Raw genomic sequence first — 4,189 nt, forward strand, 5'->3', positions numbered from 1 at the left:
CGACGTACGGGAATCAGCGGCGGCCGCCGGGGCGAGCGGGACGCCGGGCGCCCCAGACCGGCCGAGGCGCCCGTCCGCACCCGCACCCGCACCCGCGCCCGGCGGACGGGCCACCGCCTCCGTGCCCGAGGACGAGGAGGCCCCGTCCCTGGCGGACCTGCCCCTCTACCGCCACCCGCGGACGCAGGTGCTCGACTGGATCCGCGGCCACCCCGGCGACCCGCGCCGCCCCGTCATCGCGTCCCGGATCGGTGACCGGCCGACGGCCCTGTGGTTCGCGTCGTACGACCCGGGGACGATCAGGTCCCGGGTGCGTGCCGTGACGTCGGCAGCCGAGGCGCTCGGTCACGTGCCGGTCCTCGTCCCGTACGCGATCCCCGGCCGCGACTGCGGAGGTGCCTCGCGCGGCGGGGCGCCCGACCTCACGGCGTACGACCGCTGGACCGGGGAGTTCGCGGCCGGGCTCGGCAGCGGGCACGTCCTGGTGGTCCTCGAACCGGACTCGCTGGCCCAGGCCGGCTGCCTCCCGGAGCACGAGCGCGCCGCCCGCCTCGCGTCCCTGGCCCGCGCGGCCCGCGCGATGAAGGCGGCCAACCCGAAGGCCCGTGTCTACTTCGACGCCGGCAGCTCCGGCTGGCACCCGCCCGCCCGGACGGCCGAGACGCTGCGGGCGGTGGGCGCGGTGCGCCACGGGGACGGCATCTTCACCAACGTGTCCCAGTACCACCGCACCGCCGACGAAGTGGCCTACGCCCGCCGCGTCCTCACCGCGCTCGGCGCGCCGCCCCGCTTCGGCGCGGTCATCGACACGGGCCGCAACGGCAACGGCGCCCCCAACGTTCCCCGCTGGTGCGACCCACCCGGGCGCGCCATCGGGCAGCCCCCGACCACCGGCACGGGGGCCGCCCGGATCCACGCCTACCTGTGGGTCAAGCCGCCGGGCGAATCCGACGGCTGCCGCGGCGCGCCGGGCGCGTTCACGCCGGACTACGCCCACGAACTGGCGACGGGCTGACCGGCGCCGTCCGCCGATCCGCGCCGGTCAGGGGGTGTCGGACCACCAGGGCCCGCACCACGTCGTGCGCTTGCCGTCGGTCGTGGTGCGGGCGCAGGCGCGCATCACGCGGTTCTTGATGTTCTTCCCGGAGTGCGCGTACCACTTCGAGTAGAACTTGTCTTTGTCCTTCTTCGTGGTGACACCGCCGCAGCCGCGCCAGTTCTTGCCCTTGTCGTGGCTGATGTCGACCCAGACGCGGTCGCCCTTCTTCACCTTGCCGCTGAGGCGGGCCGCGGAGTTGTCAGGAGTCTTGGCGGTGCCGGTCGAAAGGATCAGGACGCGGCCGTCCTTCTTCGTCTGGCCGTCGTTCTTGCCGCCCTTGCCATGGTGGCTGAGGACCCAGGGCTTGCCCTTCTCGTCGTACGTGCACGTGCCGCCCTGAGCCATGGTGCCGATCTCTTCGTCGAGGGGCGCGGCGGCGGTGGTGCTCTTCGGGCTGTGGGCCGCGGGTGACGGCGGCGTCGCCGCCGTCGTCCCCGACGAGCAGGCGGAGAGCAGCAGGACGGATGCCGCGGCGGTCGCGGAGAGGGCCAAGGGCCGGTACTTCATTCTTCCCCCGATCAGTGTCGCGGGCCCGCCCCCGTGACGGGCCCGCTGCGCCCATGCAACCAGGAGGAATAAGGGAGAAGTAAGGGAAGCCAGATGACGGTGACCGTCTGGTGACATGCCCTCAACAGCTCGCGGACGCACCGGACATGCCGAGGACATGACATGGATGCCGCCGGCTACCCGCCTACCGGCCGGGCCCCGCACCAGGGCCCCGGGCCCCGGCCGTGGGGGCCTGCTCCGCCGATGGGCGGCGCGCTCGCCGCCCGTCGCGGCCCGCGCCGAGCACGCCCGCGCCCGCCACCAGGCCGAAGGTCAGCAGGGTGACCAGACCGAAGGACACCGTCAGGGACGTGAGATCGGCCAGGCCGCCGATGGCCGACGGGGCGATCAGGCCGGACGTGTACGTGATGGTGGCGACGCCCGCGATGGCCTGGCTCGGGTTCGGCCCGCTGCGGGCGGCGGCCGCGAAGGCCAGCGGCACGACCACCGCCACGCCGAGCCCCAGCAGGGCGAACCCCGCCATGGCGACCACCGCGTGCGGTGCCGTCACCACCAGGACGCCGCCCGCCGTGGCCGCCGCGCCACCGACCCGTACCGTCCGCACCGCGCCGAACCGGTCCACGACCCGGTCGCCCACCAGCCGCGCCACCGCCATCGTCAGCGCGAACGCCGTCGTGGAGGCGGCCGCCACGCCCGCCGACGTCCCCAGCCGCTCCTTCAGATAGACCGCCGACCAGTCCAGGCTCGCGCCCTCCGCGAACACCCCGCAGAACCCGATCGCCCCGATCACCAGCGCCGAACGCGGCGGCAGCGCGAACCGCGGCGGCGGCTCCTCGTCCGGCGCGCTGCGCAGATCCAGGACGCCCTGGCAGAACGCCATGCCCAGCAGCGTCAGCGCCCCTGCGGCCAGCAGGTGGTGCAGACGCGCGTCGGAGCCCAGCGTCGCGGCGACGGTGCCGGCGGCCGAGCCGAGCAGTGCGCCCACGCTCCACATGCCGTGCAGGCTGGACATGATCGAGCGGCCGAGCCGGTTCTCGACCTCCACACCCAGCGCGTTCATCGCCACGTCGGCCATGCCGGAGGTCGCGCCGTACACGAGCAGCGCGCCGCACAGCCCGTAGAGGTTGGGCGCGAGCGACGGCAGGGCCAGGGACAGCGTCCACAGGGCCAGCAGCCCGCGCAGCGCCGTGCGCGCCCCGAAGCGGTGGCTGACCGCGCCCGCGAGCGGCATCGCCAGCGAGGCGCCGATCGCCGGGAACGCGAGCGCCAGGCCCAGCTGGCCCGCGCTCACCCCGGCGTGCTCCTGGATCCAGGGGATACGTGTCGCGAAGCTGCCGGCGACCGCGCCGTGCACGCAGAACACCGCGGCCACGGCGTACCGCGCCCGCTTCACCCTCTCCTTGCCGTACGGCACAGAACCTCCCCGACTCATGGTCCGCAGTGGCGCAGCCGTAAGCTATCAGGAAGGGTTCCTGAAAGTAATGGGAAATCAATGGTCTGAAAGGATCCACGGCATGCCGACCGCCCCCGCCTCCCCCAGCACCGCCCGGGCCATCAACGACCGGCTCGCCCTGCGCCTGCTCCAGGAGGAGGGACCCCTGACGGCCGGTCAGCTCAAGCAGCTCACCGGGCTGTCCCGCCCCACCGTCGCCGACCTCGTCGAACGCCTGCAGGGCGCCGGACTGGTCCAGGTCGTCGGCGAGGCGGGCGCGGAACGGCGCGGCCCGAACGCCCGCCTGTACGGGATCGTCGCGGACCGCGCGCACCTCGCCGCCCTCGACGTGCGGCTGCGCAGCGTGTCCGTCACGGTCACCGATCTGCTGGGCGCCACGCTGGCGGAGGCGGCCGCGCCGATCGGCGGCGACACAGACACCGGGCCCGCCGTCGAACGGGCCGCGACGCTTCTCCAGCGGACGGTCCGGGACGCGGGCGCGACCCGCCTCCACACGGTCGGCATCGGCGCGCCGGGGCTCATCGACGCGGCCACGGGCACGCTGCGGGACTCGGCGGGGCTGCCCGCGTGGCACCGCCGCCTGATCAGCGAGCTGCGGGAGCGGCTCCCCGCCACGGTCCTCGCCGAGAACGAGACCAATCTCGCGGCCGTCGCGGAGCAGCGGGAGGGCGCGGCGCGGGACCGCGACACGTTCGTGCTGCTGTGGCTGGGCCACGGTGTCGGCGCGGCCGTCGTCCTGGACGGGGCGCTGCGGCGCGGCGCGTCGGGCGGCGCGGGCGAGATCGGCTTCCTGCCCGTCCCGGGTACGGGCGGCCTGCCCTCGGCGACCGACTGCGCGGGCGGCTTCCACGCCCTGGCAGGTTCGGCAGCGATCCACGCCCTGGCGGGGGAGTACGGGGTGGCGGCCGGCACCGGTCCCACCGAGGCCCGGGAGGGCGGCCGGAGCGACGGGGACCGCGAGGGCGAGGGGCGCAACGGAGGCCACCGGGGCGGCGGAGGCCACTGGGGCGGCGCGGACGGCGGGGGTGACGGGGACGGCGCTGATGACCGGCGCGGCCGGGGTGACGGGGACGGCGCTGATGACCGGCGCGGCCGGGGTGACCGGGACGGCGCTGATGACCGGCGCGGCC

4 protein-coding genes are annotated in these 4,189 nt (G+C 75.4%); 2 read left to right on the forward strand and 2 right to left on the reverse strand.

Features of this window, described 5'->3' with window-relative positions:
• Positions 1 to 1,015, forward strand: a 1,015-nt coding sequence (locus tag HTZ82_RS08400; RefSeq protein ID WP_175408671.1) for a glycoside hydrolase family 6 protein, incomplete at its 5' end; no start/stop codon positions are given.
• Between the two features lie 27 nt (positions 1,016 to 1,042).
• Here HTZ82_RS08400 and HTZ82_RS08405 read toward each other — a convergent pair.
• Both HTZ82_RS08405 and HTZ82_RS08410 read right to left on the reverse strand, forming a co-directional pair.
• Positions 1,043 to 1,606, reverse strand: coding sequence for a hypothetical protein (locus HTZ82_RS08405; RefSeq protein ID WP_175408672.1), 564 nt, complete (start codon positions 1,604 to 1,606; stop codon positions 1,043 to 1,045).
• Positions 1,607 to 1,790: 184 nt separating this feature from the next.
• On the reverse strand, positions 1,791 to 3,020 hold the full coding sequence (locus HTZ82_RS08410) for an MFS transporter (protein ID WP_309235377.1): 1,230 nt from the start codon (positions 3,018 to 3,020) through the stop codon (positions 1,791 to 1,793).
• 100 nt (positions 3,021 to 3,120) lie between these two features.
• Between HTZ82_RS08410 and HTZ82_RS08415 the strand changes: the two genes are divergently transcribed.
• A partial coding sequence (locus HTZ82_RS08415; protein ID WP_254711722.1) for an ROK family transcriptional regulator occupies positions 3,121 to 4,189 on the forward strand: 1,069 nt, incomplete at its 3' end.

Origin of the sequence: Streptomyces sp. TRM64462, from assembly GCF_013362995.1 — a bacterium.
Classification (GTDB): domain Bacteria; phylum Actinomycetota; class Actinomycetes; order Streptomycetales; family Streptomycetaceae; genus Streptomyces.